The 15,582-nt window shown below is 73.3% G+C and carries 12 protein-coding genes; 5 read left to right on the top strand and 7 right to left on the bottom strand.

Annotation, left to right across the window (positions count from 1 at the left end; all coding sequences use genetic code 11):
- Positions 1-243 precede the first annotated feature (243 nt).
- Both ACZ55U_RS10890 and ACZ55U_RS10885 read left to right on the top strand, forming a co-directional pair.
- The gene (locus tag ACZ55U_RS10890; RefSeq protein ID WP_465524726.1) at positions 244-984 is read left to right on the top strand and encodes an aggregation-promoting factor C-terminal-like domain-containing protein; all 741 of its coding nucleotides are present in this window, start codon (positions 244-246) and stop codon (positions 982-984) included.
- Positions 985-1,456: 472 nt separating this feature from the next.
- Positions 1,457-2,998 (top strand): AI-2E family transporter, encoded by a 1,542-nt coding sequence (locus ACZ55U_RS10885; protein ID WP_465524724.1) that lies wholly within the window; start codon positions 1,457-1,459, stop codon positions 2,996-2,998.
- Positions 2,999-3,076: 78 nt separating this feature from the next.
- On the opposite strand, the gene ACZ55U_RS10880 is transcribed toward ACZ55U_RS10885, so the two are convergent.
- Both ACZ55U_RS10880 and ACZ55U_RS10875 read right to left on the bottom strand, forming a co-directional pair.
- A complete protein-coding gene (locus ACZ55U_RS10880; RefSeq protein ID WP_465524722.1) occupies positions 3,077-3,619 on the bottom strand; it encodes an alkyl hydroperoxide reductase in 543 nt (180 codons plus the stop codon).
- A gap of 3 nt (positions 3,620-3,622) precedes the next feature.
- Entirely contained in the window at positions 3,623-4,174 is a 552-nt protein-coding gene (locus tag ACZ55U_RS10875) for a peroxiredoxin (protein ID WP_465524720.1), read from the bottom strand.
- A gap of 114 nt (positions 4,175-4,288) precedes the next feature.
- Between ACZ55U_RS10875 and ACZ55U_RS10870 the strand changes: the two genes are divergently transcribed.
- Positions 4,289-5,314 (top strand): LysR substrate-binding domain-containing protein, encoded by a 1,026-nt coding sequence (locus tag ACZ55U_RS10870; protein WP_465524718.1) that lies wholly within the window; start codon positions 4,289-4,291, stop codon positions 5,312-5,314.
- On the opposite strand, the gene ACZ55U_RS10865 is transcribed toward ACZ55U_RS10870, so the two are convergent.
- The gene (locus ACZ55U_RS10865; protein ID WP_465524716.1) at positions 5,307-5,930 is read right to left on the bottom strand and encodes a TetR/AcrR family transcriptional regulator; all 624 of its coding nucleotides are present in this window, start codon (positions 5,928-5,930) and stop codon (positions 5,307-5,309) included. The genes ACZ55U_RS10870 and ACZ55U_RS10865 overlap by 8 nt on opposite strands.
- Positions 5,931-6,067: 137 nt before the next feature.
- Between ACZ55U_RS10865 and ACZ55U_RS10860 the strand changes: the two genes are divergently transcribed.
- Complete coding sequence (locus ACZ55U_RS10860) at positions 6,068-8,251, top strand: MMPL family transporter (protein ID WP_465524714.1); 2,184 nt, start codon at positions 6,068-6,070, stop codon at positions 8,249-8,251.
- Positions 8,252-8,314: 63 nt separating this feature from the next.
- Here ACZ55U_RS10860 and ACZ55U_RS10855 read toward each other — a convergent pair whose 3' ends face one another.
- The 3 genes from ACZ55U_RS10855 to ACZ55U_RS10845 form a co-directional block, all read right to left on the bottom strand.
- Positions 8,315-10,039 carry an ATP-binding SpoIIE family protein phosphatase gene (locus ACZ55U_RS10855; protein WP_465524907.1) on the bottom strand — a complete coding sequence of 575 codons (1,725 nt, stop codon included), beginning with the start codon at positions 10,037-10,039 and terminating at the stop codon, positions 8,315-8,317.
- Positions 10,040-10,326: 287 nt separating this feature from the next.
- Positions 10,327-11,091, bottom strand: coding sequence for a class I SAM-dependent methyltransferase (locus ACZ55U_RS10850; protein ID WP_465524712.1), 765 nt, complete (start codon positions 11,089-11,091; stop codon positions 10,327-10,329).
- 483 nt (positions 11,092-11,574) lie between these two features.
- The gene (locus ACZ55U_RS10845) at positions 11,575-14,529 is read right to left on the bottom strand and encodes an AfsR/SARP family transcriptional regulator (RefSeq protein WP_465524710.1); all 2,955 of its coding nucleotides are present in this window, start codon (positions 14,527-14,529) and stop codon (positions 11,575-11,577) included.
- A 214-nt stretch (positions 14,530-14,743) separates the two neighbouring features.
- On the opposite strand from ACZ55U_RS10845, the gene ACZ55U_RS10840 reads away from it, so the two are divergent.
- Positions 14,744-15,028 carry a hypothetical protein gene (locus ACZ55U_RS10840; protein WP_465524708.1) on the top strand — a complete coding sequence of 95 codons (285 nt, stop codon included), beginning with the start codon at positions 14,744-14,746 and terminating at the stop codon, positions 15,026-15,028.
- 249 nt (positions 15,029-15,277) lie between these two features.
- Here the strand turns inward: ACZ55U_RS10840 and ACZ55U_RS10835 are convergent, their stop codons facing one another.
- Complete coding sequence (locus tag ACZ55U_RS10835) at positions 15,278-15,496, bottom strand: hypothetical protein (RefSeq protein WP_465524706.1); 219 nt, start codon at positions 15,494-15,496, stop codon at positions 15,278-15,280.
- Between the last annotated feature and the right edge of the window lie 86 nt (positions 15,497-15,582).

Raw genomic sequence — 15,582 nt, 5'->3', positions numbered from 1 at the left:
GTACGGCGCGGCAGGGCTTCCGGACCCCGGAAGTCAGGCCCCGGAAGGTCCGCCAACTCCGGTCGGTGGACGCACAATTGAAGACCGTTGAGCCGTACGCCGCCCGATTCCAACGCCCGGTCGCCTCACCTCGGCCGGACGCCGGGCCAGCACCTCCCGTGACCAAGCACCGTACGGAGGTCCGTGCCAAGGGGCATCTTGCGTCCGCACGGTCACGCGTGGGCGATGCTGGAAGGAATCCATGTGACTCGGATCTCGGTCCGGGGAGTTGCTGTGGCCTCCGCCACCGCGGTCACCGCTGTCGGTGCCGTCGTCGGCATGGCCTCGGGCAGCGAGGGCAAGACCACGCAGACGGTCGACGTCGCCGGCGCGACGCTGCTTGCCGAAGTCCCCTCTGGCGCCCAGGCGCAGACCATCAGTGACAACATCGGCCAGCAGGCATCCGCCCAGCAGGCCTCCGCCGACGCCGCCGCCAAGGCCGCCGCGGAGCAGAAGGCCGCCGAGGAGGCCGCGCGCCAGCAGGCCGCCGCGGACGCCCAGGCGAAGGCCGATGCCCAGGCCAAGGCCGACGCGGACAAGGCCGCCAAGGCCGCGGAGGAGAAGCGCAAGGCCGACGAGGCCGCCGCCAACCGCTCCAAGTCGCGTTCGGCGATGGCCGCGGTCGACGACAGCGCGCCGGCCGTCTCGGTCAGCCCCGGCTCGGTCCAGGACCTCGCCCGGCAGATCGTCGGCAACGACACCCAGTTCCAGTGCTTCAGCCAGATCGTGAAGCGCGAGAGCGGCTGGGACTACACCGCGACCAACAAGAGCTCGGGCGCGTACGGCCTGGTCCAGGCGCTGCCCGGCAACAAGATGGCCTCGGCCGGTGCCGACTGGCGCACCAACCCGGCGACCCAGATCAAGTGGGGCCTCAGCTACATGAACAGCCGCTACGGCAGCCCGTGTGGCGCGTGGTCGTTCTGGCAGGGCCACAACTGGTACTAGGAACGGCTGCCGCCCCCGGCGGCGCGGTTCGCACGGCCCCCGGCCGTCCGTCCTCCTCGGGCGGACGCCGGGGGCCGTGGCGTTCTCCGCTCGGGGAAGGGGCGGGCCGCGCCGCCCGGGCCGCGCTGACCTGCGCGGCCCCCGGGCGGTGCGGCCCCGGTTGCGGACGCGGGGCGCGGGGAGGGGTCCTGGGTGCTCCCCGCACCGGCCGGTCCGCCGGCGGTTGGCCGTGGGGCGACCTCGGTGGTTCGCTCCGGGGTCCCGTTCCGGCTCCTCCCCCGCGACGTCTGTCCGAAACCAGATGGAACGCGGCGTTTTGTCCGGTTCATTGGGATGAGGGGTTCCGGTCGAACGGACCGGCGACCGGACTCACCGTGCCGTCGCCGGGTAGCGTCATCCCTGACGGCCGCGGCGGGACCCGCGGCGTACCGCCGGGCTCGGCGGGTGCGGCAGGGAAGCGGTGGTAGCAGGGATGGCGCGGGGCGGAAGGGCCTTCAAGGCCGTGGCCAAGGGCATGGCCGTGGTGGCGAGCGCGGCCGCCGTGATCGAACGGCGCCGGCGCGCCGCGATGGCGGCCGACCCGCACGAGGCGGTGCCGGTGGGCGGACACGTGCCCGCGCTCGTCGACGGGCTCGTCCCGGCACCGGCAGGGGAGAGCGGCCCGGCCCCCGGGCCGCGGCCGGACCGGGCCCCGGCGGGGCCGACCGGTGCGGAGGCCGAGCCGCCCCCGCCCGTCGCGGTGGCCAAGGCGGCCTCGGCGGTCCCGACGGCTCCGGCGGCTCCGGCCGCGCACGCCGGGTTCGGACGGGAGTACCACCCGGGCCGTCCGGCCACCCCCGCCGAGGCGGTGCCGTGGGGGCTGCGGGTGGCGGCCGAGTCGACCTGGCGGCTGCTGCTGCTCGGCGCCGCGCTCTACGTCCTCTTCCGCGTCGTCGACATGCTGCGGCTGGTCGCCTTCTCCGTGCTGGCCTCGCTGCTGATCAGCGCGCTGCTGGAGCCCTCGGTCTCCTGGCTGCGCCGGCGCGGGGTGCCGCGCTCGCTGGCGGCCGGCGGGGTGTTCCTGAGCGGTCTGGCCGGGATCGGGCTGGTCGGCTGGTTCGTGGTCTGGCAGGTGTCGACCAACCTTTCGGACGTCACCACCCAGGTGAAGACCGGCGTCAACCAGCTGCGGGACTGGATGGTCACCGGACCCCTCCACCTGACCCAGCAGCAGATCACCGACTTCGCCAACCAGATCACCAAGGCCATCACCACCAACACCGATCAGCTCACTTCGGCCTCGATCACCGGCGCGCAGATCGCCGTCGAGGTGCTGACCGCGCTGCTGATGACCTTCTTCACCACCTTCTTCTTCCTCTACGACGGCGCGAAGATCTGGAACTGGGCGCTGCGCGGCCTGCCCCGGCAGTCCCGCTTCGCGATGGCCGGGGCCGGCCCCAAGGCGTGGGTGACGCTCACCGCGTACGTGCGCGGGACGGTCTGCGTGGCGTTCATCGACGCGGTCTGCATCGGCGTCGGGGTGGACATGCTGGGAGTGCCGCTGGCGATGCCGATGGCCGTGATCATCTTCCTCGGCGCCTTCGTCCCGCTGGTCGGCGCGCTGGTCACCGGCACCGTCGCGGTGCTGATCGCGCTGGTCACCCAGGGGCCGTGGACGGCGCTGATGGTGCTGGTGGTGCTGGTGGTGGTGATGCAGGTGGAGAGCCACATCCTCCAGCCGCTGATCCTCGGCCGGGCCGTCCGGGTGCACCCGCTCGGCGTGGTGCTGGGCGTCGCGGCCGGCGGCATCATCGGCGGCATCGGCGGCGCGGTGGTCGCCGTCCCGCTGATCGCGGTGATCAACACGGTGGTCGGCCACCTGCGGCGGCGCAACGAGGCCGGTCAGGCCGTGTTCACCGCGCTCGAAGCAGCTCGCGAGGCGGCCGAGCGCACCGCGGCGGCCCCGGCGCCCGTGTCGGCGCCCGTACCGGCGTCCGCGCAGCCGCACGCGCAGGCGCGGCCGGCGGCGGAGTAGCCGCCGGGAACGCGAACGGGCCCCGGCCGGACGTGGTGTCCGGTCGGGGCCCGTTCGCTCGGCAGCGCGGGTGGTGCGTCAGCCGTTGGCGCCGGCCAGGGCGGCCTCGGAGTCGAGGACGCCGGCCACGGCCTGGAGGACGGCGGCGATCTTCATCGAGGCCTGGACGACCTCGCGCTCGACGCCGGCCTTGCGCAGGACGGCCTCGTGCGAGTCGAGGCACTGGCCGCAGCCGTTGATGGCCGAGACCGCGAAGCACCAGAGCTCGAAGTCGACCTTCTCGACGCCCGGGGTGCCGATGATGTTCATCCGCAGACCGGCCCGCATCGTGCTGTACTCCTTGTCGGAGAGCAGGTGCAGCGTCCGGTAGTAGACGTTGTTCATCCCCATGATCGCGGCCGCGCCCTTGGCGGCGTTGTACGCCTCCGGGGAGAGGTTGGCCTTGGCCTCGGGCTCCAGCTCGCGCAGCAGGCCGGGGCTGCGGGTGGCCATCGCGCAGGAGAGCACGGTGCCCCAGAGCTGCTGGGCGGGGAGGTCGGAGTTGCCGATGACCGAGCCCAGGTTGAGCTTGAGGTCCTTGGCGTAGTCCGGGAGGGCGGCCTTCAGGTCGTCGAGAGCCATGGGTCAGCCCGCCAGCAGGGCCTGGGCGTCGAGGGTGTCCTCGCCCTTGTTCCAGTTGCACGGGCACAGCTCGTCGGTCTGCAGGGCGTCCAGCACCCGCAGGACCTCCTTGGGGTTACGGCCGACGGAGCCGGCGGTCACCATGACGAACTGGATCTCGTTGTTCGGGTCGACGATGAAGACGGCGCGCTGGGCGGTGCCGTCCTCGTTCTCGACGCCGCAGGCGCGCATCAGGTCGTGCTTGATGTCGGCCAGCATCGGGAAGGGCAGGTCGCGCAGGTCCTTGTGGTCCTTGCGCCAGGCGTGGTGCACGAACTCGGAGTCGCCGGAGACGCCGAGGATCTGGGCGTCGCGGTCCGCGAACTCGTCGTTCAGCTTGCCGAACGCGGCGATCTCGGTCGGGCAGACGAAGGTGAAGTCCATCGGCCAGAAGAAGACGACCTTCCACTTGCCCTCGTAGGACTTGTGGTTGATGTCGGCGAAGGCGTTCGCGGCGTCCAGGTCGACACAGGCCTTGAGGTCGAACTCGGGGAACTTGTCACCGATCGTGAGCACGTTCGCTTCTCCTGAAGTAGATGAGGGGAGTTTGTCCGGATTCCGAACGACACCCACGATTCCACATCGTGGACTGATCAGGGAAATAGCTAGACTGGATGTGTCTGATCGGAGATGGCTATCAGTACCGAACCCGCCAAGTCGCGACCGGGCGCCCGCCGGGGCGCCGCCGCCAGGACCGACCCGGCTGTGGCGAGCGCCACAGCCCGCAGCCCCCGCACCCCGACCGTCGCCCAGCTCAGGGCGTTCGTCGCGGTGGCCGAGCACCGGCACTTCCGCGAGGCCGCCGCCGCCAGCGGGACCAGCCAGCCCGCGCTGTCCGGGGCGGTCGCGGCGCTGGAGGAGTCGCTGGGCGCGCAACTGGTCGAGCGTACGACGCGCAAGGTGATCGTCACCCCGCTGGGGGAGCGGGTGCACCAGCACGCCCGCCGGGTGCTCGCCTCGCTCCAGGCCCTCACCGAGGAGGTCGAGGCCGCCCGCCGCCCGTTCACCGGGCCGCTGCACCTGGGCGTCATCCCGACCGTCGCGCCCTACCTGCTGCCCACCGTGCTGCGGCTGGTCCGCGACCGCTTCCCGGAGCTGGAGCTGCACGTCCACGAGGAGCGCACCCCCTCGCTGCTGGAGGGCCTGGCCGCCGGGCGGCTGGACGTGCTGCTGCTCGCGCTGCCGGCCGGCGGGGCCTCGCCGACCAGGGACGTCCCGCTGTTCGACGAGGACTTCGTCCTGCTCACCCCGCCGGGCCACCCGCTCGCCGGGCGGGTCGACGTGCCGCGCGACGTGCTGCTCGACCTGGACGTGCTGCTGCTGGAGGAGGGCCACTGCCTGCGCGACCAGGCGCTGGACATCTGCCGCGAGGTCGGCGCCGACCCGGCGGGCTCGACCACCCGCGCGGCCGGGCTGTCCACCCTGGTCCAGCTGGTCGCCGGCGGCCTCGGGGTGACCCTGCTGCCGGCCACCGCGCTGGACGTCGAGGCCGGGCGCACCGACCGGCTGGCCGCCGTCCGCTTCGCCGCCCCGGCGCCCGGCCGCCGGATCGGGCTGGCCATGCGGCCGGGCTCGGCCCGTAGCGCCGAGTACGAGCGCTTCGCCGCCGCGCTGCGCGAGGTGCTGGTCGAGCTGCCGGTGCGGATCGTCAGCTGACCGCCGGTCCGTCGAGGCACAGGCCGACGGCGGTGGTCACCAGCAGGTCGAGGGCGCGCAGGGTGTCCGGGTCGGTGGGCTCGCCGGGGGTGCGCTGCGCCAGGTGACGGCTGGTCAGCCCGTCGAAGCCGGCCAGGAAGAAGAGGGCGACCTCCCGTGCCGGCAGGGCGAGGCGGATGCCGTGGGCGTCGGCGAGCGCGCCGAGTATCTCGGCCGCGGTGGCCTCGATCCCGCGCTGCATCGCCCACATGATCTCCTGGAGGTCGGGGTCGCGCATGGCCAGTGCGGCGAACTCGCTGAGCAGCTCGCACCGCCCGTCCGCCTTGGTCGAGTTCTCCCACAGGGCGTGGACCAGGGTGCGGACCTGTTCGCCGAACGGGCCGTCACCGGGGTCGACGGCGCGGACGCTGTCGACGAAGTCGGCGGTGAGCTGCTCCACCACGGCCCGGTAGAGGTCCTTCTTGGTGCCGAAGGTGTAGTGCACCGTCGCCTGCGCCACGCCCAGCTCGGCCGCGATCGCGCGGGTGCTGCCGGCCGCGACGCCTTCCCTGGCCATCAGGTCCAGGGCGGCCTGGACCAGTTGCGGGCGGCGTTCGGAGGCGGGGACATGAGCCATTGGGTCAGGGTATCGCCACGGGCGGGCAACTGCGTCACTCGATCTTGTCGCATGATTCTGTCGACCAACTTGGTCATGTGACAAAGTTGGTCGTACGGTGGTGCCGACAACCCTCCGACCGACCACGAGGACCACCGATGGCCACCTACCTGTACCGATTGGGCCGCTTCGCCTTCCGCCGAAGGCGCGCCGTCCTGGCCGTCTGGATCGCCCTGCTGATCGCGCTGGGCGGGGCCGCGGGCGCGTTCGCCGACAAGACCAGCGACGAGTTCCGGGTCCCCGGCACCGAGGCGCAGACCACCCTGGACCAGATCAAGGGCGCCTTTCCGGAGCAGGACCACGGCTCCGCCCAGGTCGTCTTCGCCGCCTCCGCCCCCGGCGGCCTCACCGCGCCGGAGGCGGGCAAAGCGGTCAGCGAGGCCGTCGCCCGGATCGCCGCCGTCCCGGGCGTGGCCGCGGCGCCCGACCCGTACGCCACCGGCGCCGTCTCACCGGACGGCAGGGTCGCGATCGCCCTGGTCTCCTTCGACCACCGGCTCGCCGACATCACCGACCAGCAGCGCGAGGCCGTGAAGGCCGCCGCCGAACCGGCCCGCGCGGCCGGGCTGGAGGTCGCCGCCGGCGGCGACGCGTTCAACAGGATGGCGCACGTCGAGGGCGGTTCCGAGTCGATCGGCCTGCTGGTCGCCGGGGTGGTGCTGGTGATCACCCTGGGCACGCTGGTCGCCGCCGGGATGCCGCTGCTGACCGCCCTGGTGGGGATCGGCGTGGCGCTCTCCGGGATCTGGGCGCTGACCGGCTCGTTCGAGATCCTCACCGCCGCCCCGGTGCTCGCCCTGATGGTCGGCCTCGCGGTCGGCATCGACTACGCGCTGTTCATCGTCTCCCGGCACCGCCGCCACCTGGCCGAGGGCCTGGAGCCCGAGGAGGCCGCCGCCCGCGCCACCGCGACCGCCGGCAGCGCGGTGGTCTTCGCCGGCCTGACGGTGGTCGTGGCGCTCGCCGGGCTCGCCGTCGCCGGTGTCCCGTTCCTGACCGTCATGGGCCTGGTCGCCTCCGGCGCCGTCGTGGTGGCCGTCCTGGTGGCGATCACCCTGCTGCCCGCACTGCTCGGTTTCGCCGGCCGCGCGATCGACCGGCTGCCGGTGTGGAAGCGGGCGCTGCGCACCGGCGGCCGGACCACCCTGGGCGAGCGCTGGGGCCGCTTCGTGGTCCGCCGCCCGCTGGCCGTGCTGCTCACCGGGCTGGCCGCGCTGGGCGTCCTCGCGGTGCCGGCCGCGAGCCTCTCCCTCGGCCTGCCGGGCGGCGGCTCGCAGGCCGCCGGGACCGACCCGCGCAAGGCCTACGACCTGATCGGCGAGAGCTTCGGGCCCGGCTTCAACGCGCCGCTGGTGGTGGTCGTGGACGCCCACGGGGCGCCGCGGCCGGAGCAGGCCGTCCAGGAGGTGGCGGGCAGGCTCCAGACCCTGGAGGGCGTCCGGACGCTGCTGCCGCCGACCGTCGACCCGGCGAGCGGGACGGCCCTGGTCACCGTCATCCCGAAGACCGGACCGGACCACGAGGACACCAAGGCGCTGGTCAACGAGATCCGCGACCAGCGCGACGCGCTGAGGTCCGAGACCGGCGCCGGCATCGCCGTCACCGGCACCACCGCCGCCAACATCGACGTCTCCACCAAGCTCGGCCAGGCGCTGCCGCCGTTCGTCGCGGTGATCGTCGGCATCGCGCTGGTGCTGCTCGCGCTGGCGTTCCGCTCGGTGCTCGTCCCGCTCAAGGCGGTGGCCGGCTTCCTGCTCAGCATCCTGGCCTCGACCGGCGCGGTGGTCGCCGTCTACCAGTGGGGCTGGCTGGACGGCCTGATCGACGTGCCGAAGGTCGGGCCGGTGGTGAGCTTCCTGCCGATCCTCCTGATCAGCGTGCTGTTCGGGCTGGCGATGGACTACGAGCTGTTCCTGGTCTCCGGGATGAAGGAGCGCCACGTCCACGGCACGGCGCCGCGCGAGGCCGTGGTGGCCGGGGTCCGCGACGGCGCCCGGGTGGTCACGGCCGCCGCGCTGATCATGGTCTCGGTGTTCGGCTCGTTCGTGCTCGGCGACGACCCGATCGTCCAGCCGATCGGCTTCGCCCTCGCGGTGGGCGTGCTGGTGGACGCCTTCGTGGTGCGGATGGCGCTGGTGCCGGCCGCGATGGCGCTGTTCGGCCGGGCCGCCTGGTGGTTCCCGAAGCGGCTGGAGAAGGTCGTGCCGAAGGCCGACATGGAGGGCGAGCAGCTGATCGCCGCGCTGGAGCGCGAGCCGGCGAAGGAGCCCGCCGGGGTCTGAGGCCGGCGGTCCCGGGCCGCCCCCCCCGCAGCGCCCGGCGGGAACCCCTCCCGCCGGGCGCCGTCACGTCCGCACGGGCAGCCGCTGCTCGAACCAGACCACCTTGCCGGTGCCCAGCCGGGTCGCGCCCCAGCGGTCCGCGCACCGGGCCACTATCTGGAGCCCGCGCCCGCGTTCGTCCTCCGGCCCGGTGCGGCGCGGGCGCGGCAGCAACGGGCTGTCGTCGCCGACCTCGCAGCGCAGCCGGGTGGTGCGCACCAGGCTCAGGGTGACCGGCCGGGTGGCGTGCTGGACGGCGTTGGTGACCAGCTCGCTGACCATCAGCTCGGTCGCCTCGCTGAGCTCGTCCAGCCCCCAGCGGCGCAGCGTGTGCGCGGCCAGCCGGCGGGCCCGGCCCGGCGTCTCGTTGCGCGGCTGGAGGTACCAGTGGGCGACGTCCCCGGCCGGGATGCCGTCGAAGCAGGCGCCCAGCAGGGCGATGTCGTCGCCGCGGTCGCCGGGCGGCAGGATCCGCAGCGCCTCCTGGCACAGCTGCTCGGGGGACTGCCAGCGGGCGGCGGCGATCCGGGCGCGCAGCACCTCCAGGCCGTCGCTGATCGCGCGGGTGCGGGTCTCCACCAGGCCGTCGGTGAACAGCAGCAGCGCCGAACCGGGCGGGGCGGGCAGCTCGACGGAGTTGAAGTCCACCCCGCCGACGCCGATCGGGGCCCCGGAGTCCAGCTCGACCAGCTCGGCGGTGCCGTCCGGGCGGACCAGCACCGGTGGGACGTGCCCGGCGTTGGCCATCACCACCCGGTTGGCGATCGGGTCGTACACCGCGTAGACGCAGGTGGCCAGGTGCTGTTCGCGGCCGAGCCGCTGGGCCTGCTCGTCCAGGTGGTACAGCACCTCGTGGGGCGGCAGGTCCAGGGCGGCCAGGGTCTGGGCGCTGGTGCGCAGCTGGCCCATGATGGCGGCCGAGGTGAGCGAGTGGCCCATCACGTCGCCCACGATCAGGGCGACCCGGTTTCCGGGCAGCGGGACGGCGTCGTACCAGTCGCCGCCGACCTGCGCGCCGCGCTCACCGGGCAGGTAGCGCTGGGCGATCCGGACGCCGTGCGACTGCGGCAGCCGCAGCGGCAGCATGCTGCGCTGGAGCTCGTTGGCGATCTCCCACTCGCGGGCGTAGCGCAGCGCGGTGTCGACGGCCAGTCCGGCCTGGGTGGCGAGGTGCGCGGCGGTCGCGGTGTCCGCGGCGTCGAAGACCGGGCGGCCGGTGCGTTCGGGAGGGCGGCGGATCAGTATCAGCAGCCCGAGGACGGCCTTGCGGCCGCGCAGCGGCAGGGCGAGGACGGAGGTGCCGGTGGCCAGCCGGGCCACCCCTCGGGTGCCGTACAGCTCGCGCAGCAGCGTCTCGGTGCGCTCGGCGCCGGGCGCACCGAGGACGGCCGCCTCGGCGGGGCGACGGCTGAGCAGGGCGTGGGCGAGCGCCCCGCCGCGGGTCACCGGGGTGGCCGGACCGCCGTCGGCCGTCGAGCGGGCGCCGTAGCGGGGGCGCCGCCGGTCGTCCACGCCGCTGGGGCGGCCGCGGCGCCCGATCCGGGTGCCGGTGCTGTGGTGTATCCGCAGCTCCTCGGGGAAGCCGGGTTCGCGTTCGACGTTGGGCAGCGGGTCGCGCAGGTGGACGACGGCGGCGTCGGCGAGCGTCGGGACCAGCACCCGGCCGATGTTGCGCAGCGTCGCGGCGAGGTCGAGGGCGCTGTTGATCCGCCGGGTCGCCGAGTCGAGGTACCCGAGGCGGTCCGCCATCTCGGCGCGCTCCGGGCGCCCGGCCGACCGCCTCGCCGGGGCCGCCGGGCCGGTGGGCGGCGTCGCGGCCTGGGGCGTCGGCAGGGCGTTCGGCAGGGCCGCTGTCGCCGCCGGTGCCGGGGCCGTGGTCAGGGCCGGGACCTGGCGGCGCTGACCCGGGACGGCGGGCGGCTGCTCCGCCTCGGTCTTGAGCTGGTCGCGCACGGCTGCCTGTCCTGGATTCGGTGTGGTCGGTGTGCTGTTCTGCTGCACCGGCCGCGGGTGCGGCCGGTGCGGTCCCGCTTCGATCAGCCGACGCGTCGACAGCACAGGAACAGCTGTTCCTCCGGCGGCAGCGAGGTACTGGCCGGCGCGTACGGATGCCCCGAACACTCCTCGACGGCGAAGCCGGCCGAGACCAGAACCCGCTCCAGATCCTCCCTCAGATACCCACTGATCCGCAGCTCTCTGCCAAGGAACGGAAGCGGAACGTGATCCAGGTCCGCCTCGACCATACCGAGCGCCAGCAGCCCTCCCGGACGCAGGAGTTCGCGCAGCTGCCCGAGCACGGTCGGGATCTCGTCCTGCGGGAGCAGGATGAGCGAGAAGAACGCCGTCACGGCGGCGAACCGGCCCCGGCCGTCCGGCCCCAGTCCGGGGGCGTTCCAGACCCGGTCGGCGCGCTCGGTGGCCAGATCGTACAGGTCGATCCGGTGGAAGACCGGCGGGAAGTCGCCGGGGAAGGCGGCCCGCCGGGCCAGTGAGAGCATCCCGTCGGAGAGGTCCGCGCCGGTCACCCGCAGGCCGGCCGCCGCCAGCTGGCGGACGGTCGGGTCGCCGGTGCCGCAGCCCACGTCCAGCACCCGGTCGCCGGGCTCCAGCCCGGCGAGCAGCCGGCGGCCGCAGGCCAGCTGGCCGTCCTTGGCGGGGAAGGCCTCGCCGTACCCGGCGCCGATGGTGTCGAAGGCGACTGCCTGGAGCGCCCGGGCCGCCCGGCGGCGCCGTACCTCGGGCTCGTCGTCCCCGGCGTCCTCGCCGACGGGGAACGGGTCGGATATCTGTCCGGTCGTCACGTTGTGAGGCACCCTTCCACCCGTGGCCTCCGGTGGGTCCTCCACGGCCCGGGGGGCCGCTGCCGGCGGCGGTACGTCACGCACGCCTCACCACACGGCCGGATCGCACCCCGATGCGTTTCCGGCAGACACTCGTGTGCGTACTGGCATCTGAGAATATGCGTGATCTCTGCGCCATGGGGTCCCTTTCCGGCCAACTCGCCGTGCTTGGGCGGATGTGACCGGGGTTGCGGAAGCACGGGGGTGTGGGCCGGGTTGTGCGCCGGGCCGCGCGCGCCGGACGATGCGCCATCGCAGAGTCGATGAGCTGCGGTTTCGCCGACCCGAAGGCTGACTATCCGGCGTTTATCGAACGTCAATCGGCGCGGGGCACAGTGGTGTCCAGCGCCGGGGAAGCGTTGAGGGCGCTCCCGCAGCCGGGGGGCTGCGGGAGCGTCGACGCGCCGAACGGGGGGAGGGGTCTCCACGGGGGGAGCGGAGACCTCACGGCGCGGGGGGAGGGAAGGGCTCGGTGTGCTGCTGGGAGATGAGGTCCGCCACGGGGGAGGCCTCCGGCACACCGAGCCGGGTGAAGATCGCGTGCGCTTCCTGGAGGCACGCGAGTCCACGGGCCGGCTGGGCGAGCGCCAGCAGCGCCTCGCCGAGCGCGGCGTTCGCCAGGCCCTGGCCGTAGGCGGTGTCCAGCTCCTGGGCGATCGCCAGGGACTCGCCGGCCGCTTCGGCGGCCTCGGCGGGCTGCCCGGCCGCGAGCAGGGCGGTGGCGAGGCGGGCCAGGGTGTAACCCCTCCACAGGGGGTTCTGCTGCGACTGGTACAGCTCGTGCGCCTCCCTCAGGTGCGGGAGGGCCTCGGCGCCGGATAGCACCACACCGAGCTGGTAGAGCGTCTGCGCGAGCAGCGGGCCGTTCTTGGACTCCCGGGCGGCGGCGACACCCTCGCCGGCGTACTGGATCGCCGTCTCCGTCATGCCGAGCCGGTGCTGCGCCCGGGCCATGTTGCTGACCACCCGCGCCTCGGCCGTCGGTGCGCCGACGGCCTGGCTGGTGGCACGGGCCTGTTCGTAGAACAACAGGGCCTCGGCCGGACGGTTGCCGACGTTCAGCATCACGCCCAGCATGTTGGCCGTGGCGAGGAGCAGGAAGGTCGCGTCGTCCGGCGCCTGGTGGTCCAGACTCCGGCGGAAGGACCGTTCGGCCCCCTGGAAGTCGCTGGTGTCGGACTGGAGGGTGCCGCGGGCGAAGTGCACCCGGGCGAGCGCAGCCGAGTCGTCACGACGACGCGCGTCCGCACCGATGGTCTCCAGGGACCGGAGCGCTCGGGGGCCGCGGGTAGGGTCCGGGTCGATGCTGATCAGGTAGTTCAACAGGTCGATGGCTGCGCGCTGCAGGGCGCCGGGGCCGCTCGCGGCGGCCTCGATGGTGCTGAGCAACAGACCGCCCTCGGTACGCAGCCAGTCCTGTGCGGCATGACTCGTGGGCAGGTCGAGCCCCGGCGACGTGAGTGCGGTCAGCTGTTCGATCACGGGTTCGTCCGGCTCGATCACCTGGGCCGCGTTCCGCACGGTCGGGATCAGCAGGTCGAGCAGCCGGTGGACGGCCTGTTCCTGTTCCCCGGCGTCGCCGATCCGCTCGTTCTGCCGCTGGGCGTAGAGCCGGAGCAGGTCGTGGTACCGGTACCGGCCGGGGGTGAAGCACTCCAGCATGTTCGCCTCGACCAGCGCCTCGGCGAGGTCCTCGGCGGTGTACTCGTCCACGCCGAGCAGCGCCGCGGCGGCCGCCAGCGGGATGTCGGGGGAGTCGATCAGGGCGAGCAGCCGAAAGGCCCGGGCCTCGGCCTCGGACAGCTGTCCGTAGCCGAGTCCGATGGTGGTCTCCACGGCGAGGTTGCCGAGCTGGAGCTCGTCCAGCCGGCGGCGCTGGTCCGCTAACCGACGGGCCAGGTCGGAGACGCTCCACCGGGGTCGGCTGGCCAGCCGGGCGGCGGCGATGCGGACGGCCAGCGGCAGGAAGCCGCAGGCGGTGACGACCGCCATGGCCGCCTCCGGCTCGGCGGCGACCCGCTGCTCGCCGACGATGGTCGAGAACAGCGCCAGCGCCTCCTGCGGGGTCAGCTCCTCGACGTCGAACAGCTGTGCGCCGGGGATGCCGGCGAGCCTGGAGCGACTGGTGGCGAGCACTGCGCTGCCGGAGACGCCCGGGATCAGCGGCCGGATCTGGTCGGCGTCCCGCGCGTTGTCCAGCAGGATCAGCATCCGCCGGTTGGCGAGCAGGGAGCGGTAGAGGGCCGAGCGCTGTTCCAGGGACTCCGGGTTCTCGGTGACGCCGAGCGCGTGCAGGAAGTCGCCGAGGACGACGGCCGGATCGGCCGGTGAGGCTCCGGCGCCCCGCAGGTCGACGTACAGCTGTCCGTCCGGGAACTCGGTGCGGACCCGGTGGGCGACGTGCACCGCGAGGGTGGTCTTGCCGACGCCGCCGATGCCGGCCAGCGAGGTGACCACCACGGCCTGGCCGGTGGCGTTCTTCAGGACCGCCGAGAGGTCGGTCACCAGCTCGGTCCGGCCGCTGAAGTCCAGGACGTCGGCCGGGAGCTGCGCGGGTGCCGGGACGGTCGGGCGGTCCTTGGCCACCACCTCCGGCAGGGCCGGGAGGGCGAGCGTCGGGTCTGCCGCCAGGATGCGGGTGTGCATCGTGGACAGGCCGACGCCCGGCTCGACCCCGAGCTCCTCGATCAGCAGCTTGCGCGTGTCGGTGTAGACGCCGAGGGCCTCGGCCTGACGGCCGCAGCGGTACAGCGCCAGCATCAGCAGCTCCCGCAGCCGCTCGCGCAGCGGGTGTTCCGTCGTCAGGTTGTTGAGCTCTCCGACGATTTCCGCGTGCAGGCCGATGTCGAGTGCGGCGGCGCACAGCTCCTCGGTGGCGGCCACCTGGCGCTCGGCCAGCCGCAGCCGCTGGGTGTCGGCGTAGGGGCCGGGGACGCCGGTGAGCGGGCGTCCGCTGAACAGCGCCAGTGCCTCGGCCAGCAGCCGGTGCGCCTCGTGTTTGTCGCCCGCGGCGCGGGCGGTCGCGGCCTCGGCGCAGAGCCGTTCGAAGACCGTCAGGTCGAGGGCCTCGCCCGGGATGCGCAGCGCGTAGCCGTCGGCGACCGAGACCAGCAGTTCGGCGGGACGGCGCACCTCGCGCCGGGGCTCGATGACGGAGCGCAGCCGGGAGACGTAGGTGCGCAGCGCGGCGACCGCCTGGGCCGGGGGCCGGTCGCCCCAGAGCGCGTCGACCAGGTCCTGGGTGGCGACCGGGCGTCCGGAGTGCAGCAGAAGGGTGGTCAGGACGGCCTGTTGCTGGGGGGAACCGAGGGAGAGGGGGGCGCCGTCGAGCCAGGCCTGGACCGGACCGAGGACTTGGAAGCGCAGCGCAGGGGTCTGCGGCGTCTCCCGAAACTCCATGAAGTCCCCCGATGGCCTGTGGTGTCGATTCCGTGAACGGGCGCTCGGCGGTCCGCCGTGGTGCTTCACCTTAGGCGGACGCCCGACTCTGCCGGACGGCGCCGCAAGCCGCACGATGTTTATCGGACATTTAATCAACCCTACGATACTGTCCGCGCGCCCGCGCCACAGAGGTCGGGCTGAACACATTTGATGACCGAAAGGCGGCCGCCCAATGGCCAATGACCAGAGCGAGACCCCGGTGCTGTCGACGCCCGAGAACACGGCGCCGACCGGCACCCCGGCCGTTGCTGTGGAGGCGGGCAAGGCTGTGGAGGACGCAGTGATCGCGGCCTCGAACCCGACCGAGTACACCGCGCCGACCGACGCGGAGAAGAACGCGTTCGAGAACGGCTCGTTCGGGGACGAGAGCCAGTACATCAAGGAGCCCGTCGGGCCGGCCACCGGCGAGCCGGGCGGCCCGTACCGGCCGGAGAACGCGGTCGGCGGCAACCCGTAAGCCGTTCTGGCCGAGTGCCCCCGTGCCCCCGCCCGGGCACGGGGGCGCCGCTGGTTATGCGCGCGCCAATTCGTGTGCGGGCCCATCGGGGCGGCCGATTGGTGGCCGATTCTCGCTCCTGGTGCACGCATGGTGACCGGCAGCCTCCGTAACGTGCCCGACGGCGAGTGTGGGGCGTTCCGGAATTCCGGATTCACCGGGGGGATTGCCGAGTCCTGAATGCTGCGGTTTGCGTGGATTTTGCCGCTATTACCGCGAATGATCCCATTCAGTCGAATCGCGGGGCCGGGGAACGGGCGAGACCTGGTGCGGTTCGGCGGTCCATTCCCGGCCGCCGCCTTCGGGTCGCAGGTAGAGCTCGCCCCCGAGGGTGTCCATGTAGATGCCGGTGCGTCCGGTCCTCCGGTCGAGGACGAGTTCACCCGCGTGTGGCCGGTAGGTCGAGGTGTCGCGCTGTCGGGTGCTCACCGCCTGCTCCTTTCGGCGTGTCCCAGCATCTCTAGAGAAGCTAATATCTCTAGAGATGTCAACGGTCCGTCGTATCTCCTTACCGG

This window comes from Kitasatospora sp. NPDC034533 (assembly GCF_055575155.1).
This window is presented reverse-complemented; position numbering and strand designations above follow the sequence as displayed.